The following is a 21168-nucleotide window of genomic DNA, read 5'->3' on the forward strand; positions in this document are numbered from 1 at the left end:
GCGCATGACTCTGGCCACCCCCGTGCTGCACACGGACCGCCTGCGACTGCGTCCCGTCACCGACGCCGACGCGAGCCACCTCTACGCGCTGCACAGCAGCGCCCATGTGATGCGCTACTGGGACTCCCCGCCATGGACCGACCGGGCCCGTGCCGAGCGTTTCCTCACGATGTCCCGGAAGATGGCGGACGAAGGCTCCGGGGCGCGGGTGGCCGTCGACCGTGCCTGTGACGGTGCGTTCGTCGGCTGGTGCGGTCTGACCGAATGGGACCCGGAGTACCGCAGCGCGTCACTGGGCTACGTCTTCGACGAGACGGTGTGGGGTCACGGCTACGCGACGGAGGCCGCGCACGCCCTGCTGAGGTGGGCCTTCGACACACTGGACCTGAACCGGGTCCAGGCCGAGACCGATACGCGCAACGCGGCATCCGCCCGGGTGCTGGAGAAGATCGGATTCGTGCGTGAAGGGACGTTGCGGGAGGACTGCGTCGTGAACGGCGAGGTGTCGGACTCGTGGGTGTTCGGGCTGCTCAGGCGGGAGTGGCAACCGAACCACGCGTAGCCGTTGCTCCTGTGGGCAGCAGGTCCGCCCCTCCGGGCAACGGGGTCTGCCCCACGGCCTCCTGACGGGCCGAGCGGGGCCTCCTACGGTCGAGGCGTGAGCCTTTGGACCTCCCTGGAACCTGCCTCCTCGACCGTCGACCCCGGCAGCAGCGCCACCGTGCAGCTGCGGGTGCGCAACACCGGTGACATCGTCGACGAGTACCGCTTCGAACCGGTCGGGGATCTCGCCCCGTGGGCCGGAGTGGAGCCGCCCCTGCTGCGGCTCTATCCGGGGACCACCGGCACGGTGGAGGTGACCTTCGCGCCGCCGCGCACACCGGACGCGGTCGCGGGCCCCCACCCGTACGCGGTACGGATCACACCGGCGGAACACCGCAGCGCCGTCGTCGTGGCGGAGGGCAGCCTCACCGTCACCCCCTTCACCGAGGTGCGCGCCGAGCTGGTGCCGCCGACGGTGAAGGGGTGGTTCCGCGGGCGGCCGCAGCTGGCCGTGGACAACCTCGGCAACACCCAGGTCACCGCGTCGCTCAGTGGCAGCGACACCGGCGACCGGATCTCGTACGACCTGACGCCCGGCAACGTCCGGATCGAGCCGGGCCGGGCCGCGTTCGTGAAGGCGACGCTGCGGCCCCGGCAGATCACCTGGTTCGGCTCCAGGCAGGAGCACCCCTACTCGGTGGCCGTGCGGCGCTCGGGCAGCGAACCGCTCCCCGTGGACGGCACGTTCGTCCAGCGCGGGGTGCTGCCGGGGTGGCTGACCGCCGTCGTCGGCGTGCTCCTCGCGCTGACGATCGCTTTCGTGACGATCTGGATGTCCAACCAGCCGCGGATGCAGACCCAGGCGCGGGAGAAGCTGGAACAGGGCGGAAAGCTCAAGCCGGACAGCCCGCCCCCGCCCAAGGAGAAGGCGCCGCCCGCCCCGGAGAAGTCGGAAGCGCCGCCCGCGGAGCCCGAAGGGGGCGGCGGGGGCGACGCGAACGGCGACGGCGGCGGAGGCGGCGGCGAGGAGCAGCAGCCCGAGGAGAAGACCGCCGCCGACGCCGTGCGCGAGCTCTCCGAGGGCAGCGAGGGCCGCCACATCTGCTACCGCGCCTACGTCGGCGACAGCTGGCAGGACCCCGTCTGCGACGGGGAGGAGGCGGGCGCGGCCGGTCAGGGCACGCCCATCAAGTCCCTCAACATCGCGGTGACCAACACCCAGGGCGTCACCGGCACCGGCGCCTTCGTGGGGGAGGGCTGGCGCAAGGAGATCCCGTGGTCGAACGCGGACGACGGCAAGGACATGTACTTCGGCAGCACCGAAGAGGCCGACCCCGCCCTGGAGGGGTTCACCTACAAGGTCTTCGACGGTGCCGTGTGCGGTGACACGTACGTTCAGGACAAGCAGTGGCTGGGGGAGGTGTGCACCGACCCCGGCCAGTTCACCTACCACGGTTCCCCCATGGAGCTGAACCTGCCGCTGGAGGCGGTGCGCCTCACCGTCTGACCGCGCGCCGCTCCGGGCGGCGGCCGGCCCTGTCGTACTCGCTGCGGGCACCCGCCAGCAGATCGTCCGCTCCGACCGGCTCGTTGCGGCCGGCCGCGCGGCCCGCGGCGATGGCCACCGCCCGATGGATCGCGCCGCCGGCCAGCTCGAACTCCCGGGCGAGCGAGGCGAGATCGAGGTCCTCCCCGTGCGGTACGTGGGCGAGGCCGTGCCGCCACAGCGCGAGGCGGTGCTGTTCTTCCGGGAAGGGGAAGTCGACCATGTGGCCGATGCGGCGGACCGCGGCGTCGCCCGAGGCGGCACGGCTCGTGGTGGACAGCAGGGCGACCCCGCCGAACGACGCAAGTCGCCGCAGGAGCAGGGAGCCTGCTGCGGCGCCGGTGCCGTGGGAGTCCGCAGCGCGGAGGTCGACGGCGTGGCGGCCGACGTCATGGAAGAAAAGCACCGCGCCCGTGCGCTCGGCCTCAGCGAGGATCCGTTCGAGGCCCGCCCCTCGGAGGCTCTCCCCGTGGCGGTTCTCCGGACGGACCACGTACAACTCCACGCCGAGGTCGGCGGCGATCACCTCGGCGGACAGGGTCTTGCCGGTGCCGGGCCCGCCCGCGAACAGCCCGAGGACCCCGCGGGCGCCGAGGCGGGCCCGCAGGGTGAGGTCGTGCAGTCGGGTGAGGGGCGCGGCGGGCAGGACCAGGTCCTGCCAGTCCACCGAGGGCAGGATCCGGCGGGCGTGCCCCCGGCCGGGCGCGAAGGGGCTCTGCCCGGCAACGCCGGCGCCCCGCGGCCGGCCGGCCGCGGGGAAGGGGTCGCAGGGGTCCTCGTCGAGGAAGGAGACGCTCATGGTTCGGCGCCCGTCGTCAGGAACGGGGCATCTCAGATGTAGCCCTCGCGCAGCGCGTACGCCACGACGTGTGCCCGGTTGCGCAGGTGGAGGCGGGTGGTGAGGCCGTGCATCACGTTCTTGACGGTGCGTTCGGAGTACGAGAGCTTCGTCGCGATCTCCGAGGTGTCGAACCCCTCGGCCACCAGGCGGACGACGTCCACCTCGCGCTTGGTGAAGCTCAGGAAGAAGCCCGGCTGCTCGTCGCCGCCCCGGTGCAGCCGCCGCACCTGGCCGATGAGCTGGCCCAGCAGGTCGGCGGGCAGTTCCCCGCCACCCTTCGCGGCGGTGAGCACGGCGTGCACCAGACGCTGGGCGGTGGCTTCGCGGCGCCAGACGATGGCTCCGACCCCGCACTCGATGACGTCCAGGAGTTCGTGCTCGCGGACCGAACCCGCGATGAGGACGGCCCGGGCTCCCTCGCTGCGCACGGTGCGGCGCAGCCGGGTCAGCGCGGCGTCGTCGAGCGTGTCCTCGATGATCAGGGCCACCGTGGCGGCACCCGAGTCCTCGCACAACTCGACCTCGGGGTGTCGGCGAAGCTGGCTGAGGACGCCCTCGCGGCTGATCGGATCGGGGGCGCTGACGGAGACCCGCACCCGGTTCGTCCTCGGGACGGGCGGTGCGACGGGGGCGGGGAGAGCGGCTGTCGCGGAGAGGGGGGCGGTCAGGACGGCCGGGGACGAGCTGGGCAAGGGATCTTCCTTACTTCTGTGACGGCGGCGGGCCCCGTGGCGGGCGGCGGTGCCCGCCGGTGCGGCTTCGCGCCGTGGCCCGGGCCGGGCGCCGCCCCGAAACGGGGGTGGGCGGCGCCCGGCGGATCAGGTGGTCCTGCGGTTCGGACGGCCGCGCGGTTCACGGGGCCTCGCGGTGTACGGGGCCGTGCGGTGCACGCGGCCCCGCGGTCAGGAGCAGGACGTGAGGAGCAGAACGTCAGGAGCAGGACGTGAAGAAGTGCTTCCAGCCGTCGGCGGGCATGGCCGGCGGCTCGGCCGGGGTACCCGTCTCGCCGTACTTCTGCTGGGCGTCCTGGTCGTAGCTCCCGGGGCCGCTGCCCTGCGCGGACAGGCGCACGCCGCGCTCCCACACGCCGTCACCGGCGTTGCTGAGGAGCGCGAGGTCGGGGTAGGCGTCGCCGTCGTAGTCGGCGATCCGCAGCTCCTTGACCTCGCCGGCGTCGCCGATGTCCAGGTGGCGGGCGTGGGCCGAGCCGAGGTTCGCGCGCTTGAGCGGCCCGGGACGGTAGTCGGCGACGCGCGCGGTGTTGGGGTCGTCCACACCGGACGGCTCGACGATGTCGACGACCATGTCCAGGGTGCCGTTGTGCCGGAAGTCGGCGACGGCGGCGGTGGCGACCTCGCCCCGCTTGGCGCCGAGCAGCTTGCCGACGGACTGCTTGGCGCCGAAGGTGCCGCTCGCGGTGCCCCACTGGACGGTCATCCTGGTGCCGGTGTGCCCCGGGTTCGCGATCCTGTCCGGGTTGCCGTCACCGTCGAGGTCGCCGAGCAGCGTCGTGGCGTCGGTCAGACACGGGCCGCTCGCCCGGGCCGACGCGGCGGCGGATCCGGCACCGTTCGAGTCTGCCGATCCGGCCGCGCTGGCCTGGTAGCCGGCGACCGTCAGGGTCAGGGCGACCGCCGCGACCGGTGCGGCGATCAGACGTGAGCGCTTGCGAAGCATCTGCGAACTCCAATGTCGTTGCTGCTGAGCCGTGCCCGAGGCCGGGCTCAGCCGGCTCGCCCCATGCGGTGGTGATCTCGCGGTGGGGCGCGGAGAGGTTCCCGATGGGCACGGATCGAGCTTGTGGGCCAAACCGTCCCGACGGCCAGGAAAGTCGGCGACTTGGGGACGCTGGAACGCGGGAACGGCCTCTGACCAGGGGAAACATCAGGTGCCTGGAACGCTGGACTGGAACGCGGAACGCGAGCGCAACGGGTCTCGGGGGTTGCCGGAAGGCCCACGGAAGTGCGCGCAGGGCCGACGCTCGACGCCCGCACAGCGCGGCCACGGCCCACGTCATGCCCCCGCGGCGCGGCCCGCGCCGCGCATGGGAGAGTTGCGTGAGAAGACCATAGCCCCGCGCACACGACGAATGACGAGGTCAAACCGGTGGACAGCAGCGGAAAGCCGGCCCTGAAGGTCGGCTGCATCGGACTCGGCGACATCGCGCGGAAGGCCTACCTGCCCGTGCTCACCACGCAGCCCGGGGTCGAGCTGCACCTGCAGACGCGGACACCCGCCACCCTCGCCCGGGTCGCCGCCGCCCACCACATCCCGGACTCCCGCTGCCACACCGACCTGGACGCGCTGCTCGCCCAGGGCCTCGACGCCGCCTTCGTGCACGCGCCGACCACCGTGCACCCGGAGATCGTCACCCGGCTCCTGGAGGCGGGCGTCCCGACCTACGTCGACAAGCCCCTCGCGTACGAACTCGCCGACTCCGAGCGTCTCGTGGACCTCGCGGAAGAGCGCGGCGTCAGCCTGGCCGTCGGCTTCAACCGGCGCCACGCGCCCGGCGTCGCCCAGTGCGTCGAGCACCCGCGCGAGCTGATCCTCCTGCAGAAGAACCGCGTCGGCCTGCCCGAGGACCCGCGCACCCTGGTCCTGGACGACTTCATCCACGTCGTCGACACGCTGCGCTTCCTCGCGCCGGGGCCGGTCGACCACGTCGGCGTGCGCGCCCGCGTCGTCGAGGGCCTCATGGAACACGTCGTGCTGCAGCTCGCCGGCGACGGATTCACCGCGGTCGGCATGATGAACCGGCTCAGCGGCTCGACCGAGGAGATCCTCGAGGTCTCCGGCCAAGATGCCAAGCGGCAGGTGTTCAACCTCGCCGACGTCGTCGACCACAAGGGCCAGCCCAGCGTGCGGCGGCGCGGCGACTGGGTGCCGGTGGCCCGCCAGCGCGGCATCGAGCAGGTCGTCCTCGCCTTCCTCGACGCGGTGCGCGCCGGCGAGGTGCTCAGCGCCCGGGACGCACTGGCGACCCATGAACTGTGCGAACGGGTGGTCCGAGCAGCCCAGGAGCAGGCCGCCGGAGCCTGAGGGCCCGTGCGCCCTCGGCCGCGCACAGCGCCACGAGCACCAGGAGCGCGCCGTGCACCGGCCAGTCGCCCCATCGGACGTACGCCGTGGTGCCGGTGGCCAGCGGTACGTCGTACACCGCCGCGGCGCTCGCCGACGTACCGAGCCAGGAGCCGACCCGGGAGCCGTCCGGGCCGTAGACGGCGGAGACCCCGGTGAGCGTGGCGTGCACCATCGGGCGTCCCGACTCGGCGGCTCGCACGGCCGCGAGCGAGGCGTGCTGCGGGGGCGCCCAGCTGTGCTGGAAGGACGAGGTGGCCGACTGCGCGAGGAGCACCTGGGCGCCGTCGCGGGTGAGGCGGCGGCTCATGTCGGGGAACGCCGACTCGAAGCAGACCAGTGGTCCGATCCGCAGATCGCGTCCGACGTCCATCACCACCCGCCGGTCCCCGCGCCTGCGGTCCTCGCCCGCCGCCTTGCCCACCGACGTCGCCCAGCCGAGCAGGGAGCGCGCCGGTATGTACTCGCCGAAGGGCACGAGTCGCATCTTGTCGTAGCGGTCGCCGGTCGGCCCGTCCGGTCCCACCAGGACGGAACTCTTGTATATGCCGGGCCGGTCGGAGCGGCGCGCGTCGACGTTCACCAGGATGTCCGCGCCGACCTCCCGGGAGAGCGCGGCGATCCGGCGGGCCACGTCCGGCCGGTCGGCCAGGTCGAAGCCGACGCTGCTCTCGCCCCAGACGACGAGGTCGAGGTCCCGGCCCGCCAGCGTGCGGGTCAGCTCCTCCTCACGGGCCAGCCGCCGCTCGGGGCTCTTGACGCCGTCGACGACGCCCGGCTGTACGACGGCGATCCGGGTGCGTCCGGCGGCCTCGGGGCGCGGCGCCCACGCCCATGCGGCCGTGGCGGCGGCCGCGACGGCGAGGATGCCCGCGACGGCGGGGACGGCGGCGGTGGCGCCGGGAGACAGGGGCGAGAAGCCGCGGGCCCCGGCCGGGCCGGACCCGGACAGGGCGGCCGGACGTGGGCCCGGCACGGCCGAGCGTGGGTGGACCGGGGCGGTCCCGGGCCCCGCGAGCCACGGCGAGACGGACACGGTCAGGAGTGACGTCGGCGTCCGCAGCGCCGTACGGGACGCCGAGGCGCGCACGGCGACGACCAGCAGCGCGACCCCGGTGTTCACGACCACGACCGCCGCGCTGACCAGCCACACCCCGCCCACCGACGCGAGCCGCAGCGCGGGCGTCACCTGCCACTGGCTGGACCCGAGCAGACCCCACGGCCCGCCGAGCCCCTGCCAGGACCTGACCAACTCGACCATCAGCCAGGCCGACGGCAGCACCACGAGCGCGGCGGCGGCACGCCGCCCGGACGTCGGGGCACCGCCCAGGAACCGTCGTACGAGCCACCCCCAGGGCGCCCACAACAGGCCGAGCAGCGCGGCGATGACGACCGTGAACACGTGCAGGCTCGGCAGCAGCCAGTGGTGCACGGCCACCATGAACCCGAGGCCGCCGAGCCAGCCGTCGCGGGCGGCGAGCCGACCGGTCGGGGCCGACGCGGCCAGCAGCATCCAGGGCACCAGCGCCACGTATCCGAACCACCACAACGAGGGTGCGGGGAAGGCCAGGGCGGGCAGCGCGCCGGCCGCCACGGCGACGACGGCCCGCCGCCGGCCCGACGCGAGCGCCCGCGCGGCGCGCCGCCTGTGCCGCTCCCAGCGGTCGTCGCCGTACAGATCCATGCAGCGCTCCCTCGGTCCCCGAACACCGGTCGTGCCGCACGGCCGACCGTGCCTCCAGTGTGCGCGCCCCGGACGATCTAGGACAGTGGGTGGGAGCGGCAGCGGGATGAGGGGGAGTCACGCGCCGGAGGCCGGTTCCCGGCGGCGCCGCTCACCGGCCAACTGGCGCCACTTCTCCGAGACGACCACCCGGCGCAGCCGCCAGCCCGTGTGCGTACGGAGGAGCGTGAAGGCGTAGCGGCCGCCGCAGACGAAGTCCGGTGCCGTGGAGGGCTCTTTCGAGTCGGGAGCCGCACCGGGCCGCTCGGCCAGCCGCATGGGGTTCACGTAGTCGGCCTGGACCCGTGCCGTGTCGCCGGTGTCCTGCTCCAGCGTGCCGAACTCCAGCCTGCGGTTGGTGATCAGGTGCTGGCGCATGGGGAACATCCGCATCGTCTCCGCCAGCCAGGCGGATATCTCCTCGGCGCCTCCCTCGATGCCGCCCGCGGAGCGGTAGTCGGCGGTGCCGCCGGGGGCGAAGAGCCGCCGGTAGGCGTCCCAGTCGCCGTCGTCGACGGTCACCGCGTACTCGGTGATGAGGGCATCGATGGCCAACCGGTCCATCACGGCGGCGAGTTCCACGCGCTGCGTCATCGGCTCAGTGTTGGGCACGGGCGGAGCCGAGCCAAGGGGCGTGCAGGGTCCGGAACCGCCGCGACGGGAATACGGCGTGTCCCTCCCTGTCCCCTTCGGTCACGATTGAGCACGCCTTCAATGAACCTGCACATCGAATGTGCACCCCGGTCACGGAATTCCGCCCACGAGACCCCGGAATTTCGATGCACGAACCATCGGGTCGGCTCTTTGACGGCGGAGTGTCCGATTTGTTGGAGGGAGTCACTCCGCTTCCTTGATTTCCTTCTGTGAATCTTGTGAAGGAGCTGCCGCCACGCGGTGAAATCCCCTGCACGCAGCGGTGATTCAAGACCGCAACCGTGACCGGGCGGCGTGACATCGATTGGATGTACGAGCTGCGAACGTGCTTTGATCCTGGCCGACGCGGAATTCGCATCCCACGTTCCGCGGAGTTGGAAACACCTTTGCAACATTCATGAGAAGGGCAGCTCACACCATGAACCACACCCCCCAGGTCGAGACCCTCGAGATTTCCGACGCTGACCTCGACAACGTCTCCGGTGGCCTCGTCGCCGGCGTCACGAGCAACGTCACCAGCACCGTCGACTCCATCGCCCCCGTCTCGGGCGTCGTCGGCGGCGTCGTCGACACGGTCGAGGGTGTCACCGGCCTCAACACCGGCGCCGTCACCGGCCTGGCCTCCGGCCTGACCGCCGGTCTCTGAGCCTCCCGCTCACCGAGACGCCATGATTCGTGAGCCCCGGAACCTCAGGTTCCGGGGCTCACGGACGCCACAGGCACAGTAAGGGAAGCGTTCCGTGCAGTTCCGCCAACAGGCCCTGTCCAAGCTGCAGTCGCCCGAGGAACTCGACCTGCCGGTGCGCTACGCCCGCCCCCAGGGCCTGCTCGTCCTCGCCGTCACCCTCGTGGTCATGGCCGCCGCGGGCGTCTGGGCCGTGACCGGATCGGTCGCCTCGACACTCCGGGCACCCGGCATCCTCACCCACGGACAGGGCAGTTACGTCCTGCAGAGCCCCGTCACCGGACAGGTGACCGCGGTCCTCGCCGACGAGGGCAAGCGGCTGTCCGCGGGCGCCCCCGTCCTCAAGGTCCGTACGGAGCGCGGCGACAAGGTCGTGCGCGCCCTCGCCGCGGGCCGGGTCACCGCACTCGTCGCCAGGATCGGCACCGTGGTCACCACCGGCGCCGACGTCGCGACCCTGGAACGCGTCGCGGGCGCCGACGACCCGCTCCTCGCCATGCTCTACGTACCCGCCGACAGCGCGGCGGGCATCCCCGTCGGCGCCCCGGTCGACCTCACCGTCCAGTCCGTGCCCAGCCAGGAGTTCGGCACCCTGCGCGGGCGCGTGAAGGCCGTCGGCCGGGCCGCGCAGACCCGGCAGAAGATCACCGGCTTCCTCGGCGACAAGGACCTGGCCGGGCAGTTCACCAAGGACGGGCCACCCGTGGCCGTGCTCGTACGACTGGAGAGGTCCGCGGCGAACAAGTCCGGTTACGCCTGGTCCACCGCCGGCGGACCGCCCTTCACGCCCGGCTCCATGACGCCGGCCACCGGCGCCCTCCACCTCGCCGAGCAGCACCCGATCGATTGGCTGCTCCCGTGAGCGCACCGCACCCCTCCCCGGCCCACCAGCAGCAACTGCCGCCGCCCGGCGGCCGCCGCAGGCACCGCCCCGAACCGCCGCGGCGCGGCCGCCGCAGGTCGGCGCCCCGCCCCGCCGCCAAGGGCAGGCGCCCCGGCACCGTCCGTACCCCCACGGTTTTGCAGATGGAGGCCGTGGAGTGCGGCGCCGCCGCCCTGGCCATGGTCCTCGCCCACCACGGACGCCACGTCCCGCTGGAGGAGCTGCGCATCGCCTGTGGCGTGTCGCGCGACGGCTCACGGGCCAGCAACGTCCTGAAGGCGGCCCGCAGTTACGGCCTCACGGCCAAGGGCATGCAGATGGAGCCCGCCGTGCTCGCCGAGGTCGAGGCGCCCGCGATCCTCTTCTGGGAGTTCAACCACTACGTCGTCTACGACGGGACGGGGCGCCGCCTCGGCCGCCGCGGCGTGTACATCAACGACCCGGACAAGGGCCGCCGCTTCGTGCCCGCGGAGGACTTCGACACCAGCTTCACCGGCGTCGTCCTGGTCCTCGAACCGGGCGAGGACTTCCGCCCCGGTGGCCGCAGGCCCGGCGTCATGAAGGCCCTCCCGGCCCGGCTGCGCGGCACCACCGGCACGATGCTCGCCGCGCTCCTCGCCAGCCTGCTGCTGGTCGCGGTCGGCGCGGCGCTGCCCGCGCTCAGCCGGACGTACATCGACCTCTTCCTGGTCGGCCACCAGACCTCGCTGCTCGGCGCGCTGTTCACGTCGATGGGCGCGATGGTGGCGCTCACCGTGGTGCTCACCTGGCTGCAACAGGCGAACCTGCTGCGCGGCCGCATCATCTCCTCGACCCTCGGCAGCGCCCGCTTCCTGCGCCATCTGCTGCGCCTGCCCGTCACGTTCTACGCCCAGCGCAGCCCCGCCGACCTGGTGCAGCGCCTCGCCTCCAACGACGCCGTCGCCGAGACCCTGGCCCGCGACCTCACGGCCGCCGGCGTCGACGGCGTCGTGGTGCTGCTCTACGCCGCCCTGCTGTGGACGTACGATCCGCAGCTCACCCTCGTCGGCGTCGGCATCGCCCTGCTCAACATCGTGGCGATGCGCGTCGTCATCCGGCTGCGCGCCACCGGCACCCAGAAGCTCCGCGCCGACAGCGCCAAGCTCACCAACACCTCGTACACCGGCCTGCAGTTGATCGAGACCATGAAGGCCACCGGCGGCGAGAACGGTTACTTCCGGCGCTGGGCCGGGCAGCACGCCACCACCCTGGAGGAGCAGCAGCGCCTCGGCGTGCCGAGCGCCTGGCTCGGGGTCGTCGCGCCGACCCTGGCCACCCTGAACAGCGCCCTGATCCTGTGGATCGGCGGCCTGCGCGCGGTCGAGGGCCACCTCTCCATCGGCCTGCTCGTCGCCTTCCAGGCGCTGGTGACCCGCTTCACCGCACCGATCACCCGCCTCAACGGCGTCGCCGGACGCATCCAGGACTTCGCCGCCGACGTCGCCCGCCTCAAGGACGTCGAGAACTTCCCCGTCGACACGCTGTACTCCCGCCCCGAACCGGCCGCGAGCACCCGCCGTCTCAAGGGCCACGTCACCCTGGAGGACATCACCTTCGGCTACAGCCCTCTCGACAAGCCGCTGCTGACCGGCTTCTCGCTGGCGGTGGGACCGGGGCAGCAGGTGGCGCTCGTCGGCGGCTCGGGCAGCGGCAAGTCGACCGTCTCCCGGCTGATCTCCGGGCTCTACAGCCCCTGGGAGGGCACGATCCGCATCGACGGGCAGCGCCTGGAGGACATCCCGCGCGGCGCGCTCTCCGCCTCCGTCTCCTTCGTCGACCAGGACGTCTTCCTCTTCGAGGGCACCGTCCGCGACAACGTCGCCCTCTGGGACCCCTCGATCACCGACGACGCCGTGGTGGCCGCGCTCCAGGACGCCTGCCTGTACGAGGTGGTGGCCCGCAGGCCCGGCGGCATCCACGGCCGCGTCGAGCAGGACGGGCAGAACTTCTCCGGCGGCCAGCGCCAGCGCCTGGAGATCGCCCGCGCCCTGGTCCGCCGCCCGAGCATCCTCGTCCTCGACGAGGTCACGAGCGCCCTGGACGCCGAGACCGAACAGGTCATCATCGACAACCTGCGCCGCCGCGGCTGCGCCTGCGTCGTCATCGCCCACCGCCTGAGTACCGTGCGCGACAGCGACGAGATCGTCGTCCTGGACCACGGCCAGGTCGTGGAGCGGGGACGGCACGAACATCTCGTCGCCGCCGGCGGCCCCTACGCCGACCTGGTCAAGGAGCACTGAGGTGACCTCGGTACCGGAGAGCCACGGATACTCCGGCGGCATGGCCGACACGGTCGCCGCCGCGTTCGGCGCGCTCGGCACGCCGGTGGACTGCGCGGGGCTGCGCAGCGTGCACCTGGAGGGCCCGCAGGTGCTGTGGCTCGTGGTGGCCGGTGCCCTCGACCTGTTCGCCGTCGACGCCGTGCAGCAGGGCCACTGGCACTACCTCGGCCGCCTGGAGCCCGGCACGCTGCTGCTCGGCCCGGTCGAGGGCCCGCAGCACACCCTGGTCGGCCGCCCCCTCCAGGGCTGCGCGCTGCGCCGCGTCCCGCTGCGCGAGCTGTACCGCCCCGACCACGGCGACACCTGGTCCTACGAGCAGCAGTACCCCACCCACTACGACACCCAGGACGCCGCCCTCAGCATCTTGGAGCACGCCTTCGCGCTCGGCATCGGACGCGGCCACCGGGTCCTGTTCGAGGCACCGCTGGACGGCCGCACCATGGGCGACGAGGTGGTGGCCGACGACGACATCCTCTGGATGCCGGTGGCGCCGGGCAGCGTCCAGTACGGGTCCGCCTACAGCGCGGAGGCCACCGGCGACCTGCTCGTCGACGCCGCCATGTGGCAGCGGATGGTCAACCAGCAGTACCGGCTGCTCGCCACCCTCGACCGCTGGATCGAACGCCTGGAGCGGGCCCACGAGGACCGTACGGCGGCCGGCATCAAGGCGGGCGAGAGCGTCCGCGAGCAGGCCGACCGGACCCTGATCGCCTCCATCGGCCGCTCCGGCAGGCGTGCCCCGCGCCGCGCGGAGGCCGCGGGCCACGACGCGACGTACGCCGCCTGCCGACTGGTCGCCGAGGCGGCGGGCATCACCCTGGCGGGCCCCTCGGCGGGCGGCGCGGTGAGCGAACGGATCGATCCGGTGGAGCAGGTGGCGGTGGCCTCGCGGGTCCGTACCCGCGCCGTCCGGCTCGACGGCCGCTGGTGGCGCGAGTACGCCGGCCCGCTGGTCGGACACCGTGCGGCGAGCGGCGCGCCGGTCGCGCTGTTGTGGCGGCGGGGCGGCTACGAGTCGGTGCACCCCACGTCCGGGCGGCGCACCCGCGTCGACGCCGCCAACGCCGACGAGTTCGAGCCGCAGGCCGTCATGTTCTACCGGTCCTTGCCCGACCGGCCGCTGACGCCGTGGCGGTTGTTCCGCTTCAGCCTGCGGGGCACCGGCGGCGACGTGCGCAACCTGGTGCTCGCCGGTCTGGTGACCGTCGCGATCGGGGCCCTGGTGCCGATCGCGACGGGGCAGGTCCTTGGGGTGTTCGTGCCGAACGCGCAGAAGAGCCTCATCGTCCAGGTCTCCCTGGCCGTCATGATCACCAGCATCGTCTCGGCGGCGTTCATGCTGCTGCAGAACCTCACCGTCCTGCGGATGGAGGGCCGCATGGAGAGCGCCCTCCAACCGGCCGTCTGGGACCGCCTGCTGCGGCTGCCCACCCGCTTCTTCGCGTCCCGCTCGACCGGTGAGCTGGCGAGCGCGGCCATGGGGGTCAGCGCGATCCGCCGGGTCATGTCGGGCATCGGACCGGTGGCGCTCCAGGCCGGTTCGGTCGGCGCGATGAACCTGGTCCTGCTGATGGTCTACAGCGTCCCGCTGGCGCTGGCCGCGCTCGGCATGCTGGCGGTCATCGCCGCCGTCTTCCTCTCCCTCGGCCTGTGGGAACTGCGCTGGCAGCGACGCCTTGTGGAGCTCGGCAACAAGCTCAACAACCAGGCGTTCCAGACCCTGCGCGGCCTGCCCAAGCTCCGGGTGGCCGGGGCGGAGAGCTTCGCGTACGCGGCCTGGGCGGGGGAGTTCGCGCGCAGCAGGGAGCTGCAGCGGCGGGCCGGCCGCATCAAGAACCTCACGACCGTCCTCAACTCCGTCTACCTGCCGCTCTGCACGCTCGTCATGTTCGTCCTGCTCGCGGGCCCGGCCCGGGGCAGCCTGACCGCCGGCGAGTTCCTCACCTTCTCCACCGCCGTGACCATGCTCCTGACCTCCGTCACCCAGCTGACCGGGGCGCTCATCTCGGCGGCCGCGGTGCTCCCGATGTTCGAGCAGATCAAGCCCGTCCTCGACGAGGCGCCGGAGGTGCGCGCGGGAAGCACCCAGCCGGGCGAGCTCCAGGGCGGGATCGAGGCCCGCTCGCTGTCCTTCCGCTACACCGACGACGGCCCCCTCGTCCTCGACGACGTGTCGCTGGCCATCCGGCCGGGCGAGTTCGTGGCGGTCGTCGGCCCCAGCGGCTGCGGCAAGTCCACGCTCCTGCGCCTCCTGATCGGCTTCGACGAGCCGGTCTCGGGCAGCGTCCTCTACGACGGCCAGGACCTGTCGGCCCTGGACCAGTCGGCGGTGCGCCGGCAGTGCGGCGTCGTCCTGCAGAACGCGCAGCCGCTCACCGGCTCGATCCTGGACTGCATCTGCGGCGCCGAGTCGTTCACTCAGGAGGAGGCGTGGGAGGCCGCCGCGATGGCGGGCCTCGCCGAGGACATCAAGCGGATGCCGATGGGCCTGCACACGATGATCTCCGGCGGCGGAGCGGTCTCCGGCGGCCAGCGCCAGCGCCTGATGATCGCCCAGGCGCTGATCCGTCGCCCCCGCGTCGTCTTCTTCGACGAGGCGACGAGCGCCCTGGACAACGAGACGCAGCGCACGGTCATCGACAGCACCCGCGCCCTGAACGCCACCCGCGTCGTGATCGCCCACCGCCTCTCCACGGTGCTGGACGCCGACCGGGTGATCGTGATGTCGGAGGGCCGCGTCGTCCAACAGGGCCCGCCCGCCCAGCTGTTGGCGGACACGGGTGGCCGGCTGCACGAGCTGGTGCGGCGGCAGCTGAGCTGAGGGAGCGGCCGGGTCCGCCGTCGGTCGGATGCCCGGCCCTCCCGACCGGCGATTTCCGGCCAACTCGCCGCCTCGTTGCACCCCGATGTGTTGGCCTGCGACACCGGAACGAACTCGACAAGGGCGGGCACTTCGCCTCCCTGGTACGGCTGGTCGCGCTGGTGGACGCGGTTCCAAGTGCTTTCCGGCTATTTCACCGGCGGATAAACGGACGCTTGGCCTCGGGCGGTGGACACGACAAGATATCGTTGACGAGCTGTGTCCAACTGGCTCCTTTTCGATGCCAGTTGGCCGAAAATAGTGCCATGGAAGCTCGTCGTGAACCGAGGGAAGCCAGAAAGTGCTGATGCGTACGGTCAGACAGGCCGGGCCCCACAGGCTGCCCCGAGACGCCCACCGGCGCGGCGCCTGCGCGGCGCCCGGCCCCCGGGCTCCCGGCGCCGTCCGCCCACCCGCGCGGCACCTCCCCTAGCCGGCGCGGGCCCGCGACGCGGCGGAACCCGCCGCCGATCGCGCGCGACCCACGCGCCGCCCCGGACAGGCGGGCGGCCGATCGTGGCCCGCCCGCCCCTGCCGCAGTCACCCCGTCCAGCCGGCGGCACCAGGCCGCCTCGCCCCCTTTGACACCTGTAGAGGACGTGATGACAGACCTGATACAGGCCACCAGCGTGGTGCCCTCGGTTCTGGCCCTGGCCGCCGGCGGTGCCGCCTGGCGGTTCTGGGACCAGTACCGCGGTGAGCGCGCCACCAGCGGCCGCCTCCGTGCCCAGGCCGAGGAGATCGCCGTCCGCCAGCACGCCACCGAAGCCGTGCTGGCGCAGCTCGCCGAGGGGGTGATCCCCCGGCTCGGCGCCGAGGCCGAGCGCCAGGGAACCGGCCACGGTGTCGACATCGAACTCCCCGAAGCCCTGGCCGACACGGCGCTCGCGGGGCGGCTCGCGCAGCTCGCCGACTCCGCGGCGCACACGGTGCGCAAGGCCCAGTACGACACCCAGGCCGCCATGACCGCCCAGGTCGCCGAGGCACGGGAAGCCGCGGCCGAGGAGGGCGCCCGCGCACGGCAGGCCGCCGAGGAGTCCACCCGCGCGGCCGTCCGGGCCGTCTCCTCCGCGATGGTCGGCATGGCCTCCAAGCTGAGCCAGCGGGTCAGCCACGGCGTGCGGCGGCACGAGGGCGACGAGGCGTACGAGACGCTGGTCGGCATCGACCACCCCACCCAGCAGATGCTGCTCGTCGCGCAGAACTACGTGGTCCTGTCCGGCGGCAAGCTGTCGCGCCGCTGGCCCGCCACCCCGCTGACCGACGTGGTGCGGGCGGCCATGGGCAGCATCGAGGAGTACGAGCGGGTCGAGCACCAGGAGCTCGGTGTCACGGTGACCAGCCGGGCGGTCGGACCCGTCGTCCACGCCCTCGCGGTGCTCCTGGACAACGCGGTCCGCTACTCGCCGTCCTCCGCCCGGGTGCACGTGGCCTTCCAGGAAGGCCACCACGGCGTCTCGGTCATCGTGGACGACGCCGGACTGCGCATGAACGAGGAGCAACTGACCTGGGCCCGGCGCATCCTGACGGGCGACCAGCGCGACGACATCAACCAGCTCGGCGCGCACCCGCAGACCGGACTGCGGGCGGCCGCGGCCCTCGCCGGCGACTACGGGTTCCGCATCGACCTGGAGGCCCCGAACCCGTTCGGCGGCACCCGCGTCTACATGTTCATCCCCAAGAGCCTGCTGACGACGTCCGCGCCGGCGCCCGCCCCCCGGTCCGTCCCGGCCCCGGCTTCGGCCCCGGCTCCGGCCCCGGCCGCCGAGCCGGCCCCCGCCCGGCGCACCACGGCCAGCGGACTGACCGTCCGTTCGCGGGCGACCGCGGGCGCGGCCCCGGCCGGCCGGACGCCGGCGGGCCGGACCCCGGCGGCCGACGGCCAGGCCGCGCCGGGCCGCCCCTCCATCGCCGCCGCCTGGGCCAAGGGCACGCGCAGCGCCCGTACCGAAGATCCGACCACCACGCACGAAGGAGCCTGACCGTGACCACCGGCAACGAACTTGGCTGGCTGCTGGACCAGTCACTGGGGTCCCTCGACGGCGTCCGGCACGCGGTGCTGATGAGCTCCGACGGTCTGCTGCACTCCCGTACCTCCGGGATCGGACAGGACGACGCGGAGAAGTTCGCCGCGATCACCGCGGCCGTACGGGCCGCCGCGCTCGCCTACGACGAGGAGACCGGCGGCGGGGGCACCCGGCAGGCGCTGATCGAACTCACCAACCACGTGGGCTTGATCACGCAGGCCGGCGGCAACACCATGCTGTCGGTGCAGACCAGCGGTCCCGACGCGGACATCGGCCTGATCACCCATCACATGCTGGAGCTGGCGCAGCGCGTCGGCCATGAGATGAAGGTCGCCCCGCGCCGGCCTTCCGGTCTCGGCCTGCCGACGACGTGAGCGGCCCGCGGCGAGACCCGGACCTGGTCAGACCCTACGTCCGTACCGACGGGCGGGTCCGCGCCGATCCGGACGTGCGCCTGGAGACCGTGGTGCTCGCCGCGAGCGGCTCGACCGAGGGCCTCGGCGCGGACGCCCGGCGCGTCATGGGCCTGTTCAGCCACGCCCGGGGCGGCGGCCTGGCGGTCGCGGACATCGCGGCCGCCCTGGAGTTCCCTCCCTCCACGGTGCGCATCCTCGTCTCCTCCCTCATCGACGAGGGCCTGCTGGCCCGCCCGGTCGCCGCTGATGAGAACCAACCCCAAACCGATCTGCTCCAGGAGGTACTGCGTGGTCTCCGCGCCCTCGTCTGACGGCCTCATCTATGTGCCACCCGGCGTCACCCGGTCCGCGAAGATCGTGATCTCGGGGAGCTTCGGCGTCGGCAAGACGACGTTCGTCGGCAGTGCCTCGCAGATCCCGCCGCTGCGCATGGAGGAGCGGATCACCGAGGCCAGCGCGGGCGTCGACGACCTGGCGCGCACCCCGCGCAAGACCACCACGACCGTCGGCATGGACTTCGGGCGCCTGCACCTGAGCGACGCCCTCGTGCTCTACCTCTTCGGCACCCCCGGCCAGGGCCGGTTCCGCCCCATGTGGGCGGGGCTGACCGAGGGGGCGCTCGGCGCGCTGGTCCTGGTCGACACCCGCAACCTGGAGGCGTCCTTCGAGATCCTCGCGCTGCACGAGGAACAGGGCACCCCGTACGCGGTGGCGATCAACCTCTTCGACGATGCGCCCCGCTACGACCTTCAAGAGATCCGCCAGGCCCTCGACCTGGACGCGCACACGCCGCTGACGACCTGTGACGCCCGCGAGAGCACCTCCAGCGTCCTGGCCCTGATCACCCTCTGCGAGTACCTGTCCGACCTGCACGCACCCGTCTTGGAGCCCCGCCCGTGACCAGCCCGACCACGACCGACGCGGCCCCCGAGCACCGGGTCGCCCTGCACGAAGCCGAGTTCGCGGCCGACCCGCACGCCGCCTACGCGCGGATGCGGGCCACATACGGCCCGTTCGTCCCGGTGGACCTCATCCCCGGCGTCCCGGCGACCCTCGTCATCGGATACGCGCAGGCCCGGCGCATCCTCAACGACCCGCTGCGGTTCCCCGCCGACCCGCGCACGTGGGAGCAGTCCGTCCCCGAGACCTGCCCGGTGCGCCCGATGATGGAGTACCGCCCGAACGCGCTGCGCTCGGCGGGCCCCGCGCACACCCGCTACCGCTCGGCGAACACCGCCGCGATCGACGGTGTGGACCAGCACGCCCTGCGTACGGTCGTCGAGCGGGTGGCCGACGCCACCATCGCCGAGTTCCGCGACGCCGAGGGCGCCGACCTGCTGACCCAGTACGCCTGGCCCATCGCCTTCCGCGTCCTCAGTGCCCTGCTCGGCTGCCCGGACGAGATGGGCCGCCGTATCGCCGACGGCATGGCGAAGATCTTCGAGGGAGTGGACGCGGCCAGCGGCAACCAGATCCTCTCCCAGGCCGTCGCCGACCTGGTGGCCCTGCGCCAGCGACAGCCCGGCGACGACGTCACCTCCCGGCTCCTCGCGCACACGGCGGCCCTCGACGACGTGGAGATGGCCCACCAGCTCGTCACGCTCTACGGCGCCGGTATCGAGCCCCTGACCAACCTCATCGCCAACACGGTCCTGCGGATCCTCACCGACGACCAGTTCTCCGGCGACCTGCACGCGGGCGGCTCCTCGGTCCGTGAGGCGCTCGACACGGTGCTCTACACCGACCCGCCCCTGGCCAACTACTGCATCAGCTACCCGCCGCACCCCGTCGACGTCGACGGCTTCCTGCTGCCCGCGCACCAGCCGGTGGTCATCTCCATGGCCGGCTGCAACAACGACCCCGCCCTCGGCGACCAGCGCATCGCCAGCAACCGCGCCCACCTGTCGTGGAGCACGGGTCCGCACGCCTGCCCCGCCCGCCCGCACGCCTATCTCATCGCCGAGACGGCCATCACCCACCTGCTCGACGCGCTGCCCGAGATGGATCTCGCCACCGCCCCCACGGACCTGGTCTGGCGCCCCGGTCCCTTCCACCGGGCGCTGACCTCCCTGCCCGTCCAGTTCCCCACCGCCGCGTCCGTCTGAAGGGACCCGCACCATGGACCTGTCCACGAAGCCGATCATCCTCGACCCCACCGGCGCCCACGCCCACGACGAAGACCGCCGGCTGCGGGAGCACGGGCAGGCGGTCCGTGTCGACATCCTCGGCGTGACCGCCTGGTCCGTCACCGACCCCGTACTCCTCAAAGAGCTGCTGACCAGCCCGAGCGTCTCCAAGGACGCCCGCGCCCACTGGCCGGAGTACGCCGACGCGGTCCAGCGCTGGCCGCTCGCCCTGTGGGTCGCGGTGGAGAACATGTTCACGGCGTACGGCGCCGACCACCGGAGGCTGCGGCGCATGGTCGCTCCCGCCTTCAGCCACCGCCGCGTCACCGCGCTGCGGGCGAGCATAGACACGGTCGTCACCGACATCCTCGACCGGCTCGACGCGCTTCCGCCGGGCGAGACCGTGGACCTGCGCGAGCACCTCGCCTACCCGCTGCCCATCGCCGTCATCAGCCGGCTCATGGGCGTGCCGGCGGAGCGGCAGGAATCCTTCCGCCGGGTCGTCGACGGCGTCTTCGACACCACCCTGACCGCCGAGCAGTCCGAGGCCAACACCAAGGCGCTCTACGCGGCCCTCCACCAGCTCATCGCCGACAAGCGCACCGAGCCCGGCGACGACATGACCTCGCTCCTCATCACCTCGCGCGACGAGGACGAGGAGGGCGGCCTGACCGAGGACGAGCTCCGCGACACCCTGCTGCTGATGATCAGCGCCGGGTACGAGACCACCGTCAACGTCATCGACCAGGCCATCACGCAGCTGCTCACCCACCCGGAACAGCTCGCGCTGCTCCGCTCGGGCAAGGCGGACTGGGCCGACGCCGTCGAGGAGACGCTGCGGCTCGAACCGGCCGTACGGCATCTGCCGCTGCGGTTCGCGGTCACCGACATCGAGCTGGCGGACGGCCGGACCATCGCTCGGGGCGAGGCGATCCTCGCCTCCTACGCCGCCGCCAACCGCCACCCCGACTGGCACGGCGAGAGCGCGGACTCCTTCGACGTCACCCGCACGCTCAAGGAGCACCTCGCCTTCGGCCACGGGGTGCACTTCTGCCTCGGCGCGCCGCTGGCCCGCCTGGAGGTCAGCACGGCCCTGAGCCTGCTCTTCGAACGTTTCCCGCAGATGGAACTCGGCGTGCCCGCAGGGGAGTTGCAGCCGTTCGGCTCGCTCCTCAGCAACGGCCACCGGACCCTGCCGGTGCGCCTGCGGCCTGAGTCCGCCTGAGGGCCCCGCTCTTCGTGGAAAGCCGCGGCCGCACGGTTATGCGGCTTTCACCATCTCCTCGCGGACCGCGGCGGCCCACTCCGTCACCAGGTGCTCGTACTCCCGGCGCTGTTCAGGGGTGAGCCGGCCGCCGGTGCGCAGCCAGAGGCCGCGGATCCGCTCGTTCAGTTCGACCGAAGACCGCGCGGAACCAGGGGGAGGAGGGGTTAAGGGCATGCCTCAACCCTAGGCGATGCCCACGACAATCGGAACTGT

19 protein-coding genes are annotated in these 21168 nt (G+C 72.7%); 13 read left to right on the forward strand and 6 right to left on the reverse strand.

All coding sequences use genetic code 11. The annotated features are described in order from the left end of the window. The first annotated feature begins 4 nt into the window (after positions 1 to 4). Positions 5 to 562, forward strand: a complete 558-nt coding sequence (locus ACZ6B8_RS21655; RefSeq protein ID WP_471608215.1) for a GNAT family N-acetyltransferase — start codon at positions 5 to 7, stop codon at positions 560 to 562. Between the two features lie 96 nt (positions 563 to 658). After that, positions 659 to 2050 carry a hydrolase gene (locus tag ACZ6B8_RS21660; RefSeq protein WP_471608216.1) on the forward strand — a complete coding sequence of 464 codons (1392 nt, stop codon included), beginning with the start codon at positions 659 to 661 and terminating at the stop codon, positions 2048 to 2050. Here ACZ6B8_RS21660 and ACZ6B8_RS21665 read toward each other — a convergent pair. From ACZ6B8_RS21665 to ACZ6B8_RS21675, 3 genes are all read right to left on the reverse strand, one after another. Further along, positions 2040 to 2888 (reverse strand): AAA family ATPase, encoded by an 849-nt coding sequence (locus ACZ6B8_RS21665; protein ID WP_471608217.1) that lies wholly within the window; start codon positions 2886 to 2888, stop codon positions 2040 to 2042. The two genes, ACZ6B8_RS21660 and ACZ6B8_RS21665, sit on opposite strands and share 11 nt — an antisense overlap. 32 nt (positions 2889 to 2920) lie before the next feature. Continuing rightward, the gene (locus ACZ6B8_RS21670; protein ID WP_471082702.1) at positions 2921 to 3526 is read right to left on the reverse strand and encodes a helix-turn-helix transcriptional regulator; all 606 of its coding nucleotides are present in this window, start codon (positions 3524 to 3526) and stop codon (positions 2921 to 2923) included. A 334-nt stretch (positions 3527 to 3860) separates the two neighbouring features. Beyond that, positions 3861 to 4607, reverse strand: a complete 747-nt coding sequence (locus tag ACZ6B8_RS21675) for an FG-GAP repeat domain-containing protein (RefSeq protein ID WP_471608218.1) — start codon at positions 4605 to 4607, stop codon at positions 3861 to 3863. A 453-nt stretch (positions 4608 to 5060) separates the two neighbouring features. Between ACZ6B8_RS21675 and ACZ6B8_RS21680 the strand changes: the two genes are divergently transcribed. After that, positions 5061 to 5972 (forward strand): Gfo/Idh/MocA family protein, encoded by a 912-nt coding sequence (locus ACZ6B8_RS21680; RefSeq protein ID WP_471608592.1) that lies wholly within the window; start codon positions 5061 to 5063, stop codon positions 5970 to 5972. Here the strand turns inward: ACZ6B8_RS21680 and lnt are convergent. Continuing rightward, positions 5890 to 7695 (reverse strand): apolipoprotein N-acyltransferase, encoded by a 1806-nt coding sequence (gene lnt, locus ACZ6B8_RS21685; RefSeq protein WP_471608219.1) that lies wholly within the window; start codon positions 7693 to 7695, stop codon positions 5890 to 5892. The genes ACZ6B8_RS21680 and lnt overlap by 83 nt on opposite strands. A gap of 117 nt (positions 7696 to 7812) precedes the next feature. After that, the gene (locus ACZ6B8_RS21690; RefSeq protein ID WP_471082491.1) at positions 7813 to 8328 is read right to left on the reverse strand and encodes a nuclear transport factor 2 family protein; all 516 of its coding nucleotides are present in this window, start codon (positions 8326 to 8328) and stop codon (positions 7813 to 7815) included. A gap of 478 nt (positions 8329 to 8806) precedes the next feature. Between ACZ6B8_RS21690 and ACZ6B8_RS21695 the strand changes: the two genes are divergently transcribed. From ACZ6B8_RS21695 to ACZ6B8_RS21740, 10 genes are all read left to right on the forward strand, one after another. After that, positions 8807 to 9034 carry a type A2 lantipeptide gene (locus ACZ6B8_RS21695; RefSeq protein WP_471082488.1) on the forward strand — a complete coding sequence of 76 codons (228 nt, stop codon included), beginning with the start codon at positions 8807 to 8809 and terminating at the stop codon, positions 9032 to 9034. Positions 9035 to 9128: 94 nt separating this feature from the next. Then, positions 9129 to 9935 (forward strand): hypothetical protein, encoded by an 807-nt coding sequence (locus ACZ6B8_RS21700; protein ID WP_471608220.1) that lies wholly within the window; start codon positions 9129 to 9131, stop codon positions 9933 to 9935. Next, positions 9932 to 12217 (forward strand): NHLP family bacteriocin export ABC transporter peptidase/permease/ATPase subunit, encoded by a 2286-nt coding sequence (locus ACZ6B8_RS21705; protein ID WP_471608221.1) that lies wholly within the window; start codon positions 9932 to 9934, stop codon positions 12215 to 12217. The genes ACZ6B8_RS21700 and ACZ6B8_RS21705 overlap by 4 nt, the downstream gene beginning before the upstream one ends. Before the next feature lie 40 nt (positions 12218 to 12257). After that, positions 12258 to 15080: an NHLP bacteriocin export ABC transporter permease/ATPase subunit gene (locus ACZ6B8_RS21710; RefSeq protein WP_471608593.1), complete on the forward strand. Its 2823-nt coding sequence runs from the start codon at positions 12258 to 12260 to the stop codon at positions 15078 to 15080. Positions 15081 to 15721: 641 nt separating this feature from the next. Next, on the forward strand, positions 15722 to 17101 hold the full coding sequence (locus ACZ6B8_RS21715; RefSeq protein WP_471608222.1) for an ATP-binding protein: 1380 nt from the start codon (positions 15722 to 15724) through the stop codon (positions 17099 to 17101). Positions 17102 to 17103: 2 nt separating this feature from the next. Beyond that, entirely contained in the window at positions 17104 to 17520 is a 417-nt protein-coding gene (locus tag ACZ6B8_RS21720; protein WP_471082477.1) for a roadblock/LC7 domain-containing protein, read from the forward strand. Further along, positions 17517 to 17873, forward strand: a complete 357-nt coding sequence (locus tag ACZ6B8_RS21725; protein WP_471082474.1) for a DUF742 domain-containing protein — start codon at positions 17517 to 17519, stop codon at positions 17871 to 17873. The genes ACZ6B8_RS21720 and ACZ6B8_RS21725 overlap by 4 nt, the downstream gene beginning before the upstream one ends. After that, positions 17809 to 18462, forward strand: coding sequence for a GTP-binding protein (locus ACZ6B8_RS21730; RefSeq protein WP_471082471.1), 654 nt, complete (start codon positions 17809 to 17811; stop codon positions 18460 to 18462). The genes ACZ6B8_RS21725 and ACZ6B8_RS21730 overlap by 65 nt, the downstream gene beginning before the upstream one ends. After that, positions 18459 to 19667, forward strand: coding sequence for a cytochrome P450 family protein (locus ACZ6B8_RS21735; protein WP_471082468.1), 1209 nt, complete (start codon positions 18459 to 18461; stop codon positions 19665 to 19667). Before ACZ6B8_RS21730 ends, ACZ6B8_RS21735 begins: the two co-directional genes overlap by 4 nt. Positions 19668 to 19680: 13 nt before the next feature. Further along, positions 19681 to 20913, forward strand: a complete 1233-nt coding sequence (locus tag ACZ6B8_RS21740; protein WP_471608223.1) for a cytochrome P450 family protein — start codon at positions 19681 to 19683, stop codon at positions 20911 to 20913. A gap of 36 nt (positions 20914 to 20949) precedes the next feature. On the opposite strand, the gene ACZ6B8_RS21745 is transcribed toward ACZ6B8_RS21740, so the two are convergent. Continuing rightward, on the reverse strand, positions 20950 to 21129 hold the full coding sequence (locus ACZ6B8_RS21745; RefSeq protein WP_471082462.1) for a hypothetical protein: 180 nt from the start codon (positions 21127 to 21129) through the stop codon (positions 20950 to 20952). Positions 21130 to 21168: the final 39 nt, after the last annotated feature.

Source organism: Streptomyces sp. NPDC041122 (assembly GCF_055592445.1).

Coding starts and splice junctions, on each gene's coding strand:
- ACZ6B8_RS21655 (WP_471608215.1), top strand. CDS start 5: ATGACTCTGGCCACCCCCGTGCTGCACACGGACCGCCTGCGACTGCGT.
- ACZ6B8_RS21665 (WP_471608217.1), bottom strand. CDS start 2,888: ATGAGCGTCTCCTTCCTCGACGAGGACCCCTGCGACCCCTTCCCCGCG.
- ACZ6B8_RS21675 (WP_471608218.1), bottom strand. CDS start 4,607: ATGCTTCGCAAGCGCTCACGTCTGATCGCCGCACCGGTCGCGGCGGTC.
- lnt (WP_471608219.1), bottom strand. CDS start 7,695: ATGGATCTGTACGGCGACGACCGCTGGGAGCGGCACAGGCGGCGCGCC.
- ACZ6B8_RS21690 (WP_471082491.1), bottom strand. CDS start 8,328: ATGACGCAGCGCGTGGAACTCGCCGCCGTGATGGACCGGTTGGCCATC.
- ACZ6B8_RS21695 (WP_471082488.1), top strand. CDS start 8,807: ATGAACCACACCCCCCAGGTCGAGACCCTCGAGATTTCCGACGCTGAC.
- ACZ6B8_RS21710 (WP_471608593.1), top strand. CDS start 12,258: ATGGCCGACACGGTCGCCGCCGCGTTCGGCGCGCTCGGCACGCCGGTG.
- ACZ6B8_RS21715 (WP_471608222.1), top strand. CDS start 15,722: ATGACAGACCTGATACAGGCCACCAGCGTGGTGCCCTCGGTTCTGGCC.
- ACZ6B8_RS21730 (WP_471082471.1), top strand. CDS start 17,809: ATGAGAACCAACCCCAAACCGATCTGCTCCAGGAGGTACTGCGTGGTC.
- ACZ6B8_RS21740 (WP_471608223.1), top strand. CDS start 19,681: ATGGACCTGTCCACGAAGCCGATCATCCTCGACCCCACCGGCGCCCAC.
- ACZ6B8_RS21745 (WP_471082462.1), bottom strand. CDS start 21,129: ATGCCCTTAACCCCTCCTCCCCCTGGTTCCGCGCGGTCTTCGGTCGAA.